The sequence below is a fragment of the Dechloromonas denitrificans genome (assembly GCF_001551835.1).
In the GTDB taxonomy this organism is placed as follows: Bacteria; Pseudomonadota; Gammaproteobacteria; order Burkholderiales; family Rhodocyclaceae; genus Azonexus; species Azonexus denitrificans.
This window is the reverse complement of the sequence record NZ_LODL01000041.1, coordinates 1-566: the sequence shown is the minus strand read 5'-3', so window position 1 is coordinate 566 and position 566 is coordinate 1. Positions and strand designations below refer to the sequence as shown.

Annotated in this window: 1 protein-coding gene; it reads left to right on the top strand. The window is 64.3% G+C overall.

Annotated features, from left to right (window positions below):
* Positions 1–566: enoyl-CoA hydratase-related protein (locus tag AT959_RS20170; RefSeq protein ID WP_240481902.1), on the top strand; the 566-nt coding region annotated here is incomplete at both ends.

The window sequence follows — 566 nt, the reverse complement described above, 5'->3', positions numbered from 1 at the left end:
GTTGAAACCATCGGCAAGGTTGGCCTGATCCGCATCAATCGCCCGGAGGCGATGAACGCGCTGAACAACGACGTGGTCGACGGCATCGGTGCCGCGATCGACGCTTTCGAGGCCGACGCCGAGATCGGCTGCATCGTCATCACCGGCAATGAAAAAGCCTTCGCCGCCGGAGCCGACATCGGCTTCATGAAGGATTTCGATTACATGCACGCCTACCAGACGGATTTCATCACCCGCAACTGGGAACGGATCAAGACAACGCGCAAGCCGGTGATCGCGGCGGTGGCCGGCTTCGCATTAGGTGGCGGCTGCGAGATGGCGATGATGTGCGACATGATCTACGCCGCCGACACCGCCAAGTTCGGCCAACCGGAAATCAAGCTGGGCACCCTGCCCGGGGCCGGCGGCACGCAGCGCCTGCCGCGCGCCGTCGGCAAGGCGAAGGCGATGGACCTCTGCCTGACCGGGCGGATGATGGATGCGGCCGAAGCCGAGAAGTCCGGCCTGGTGGCCCGGGTCATCCCGGCTGAGCAACTGCTCGAGGAAACCCTGAAAGCGGCGCAGAC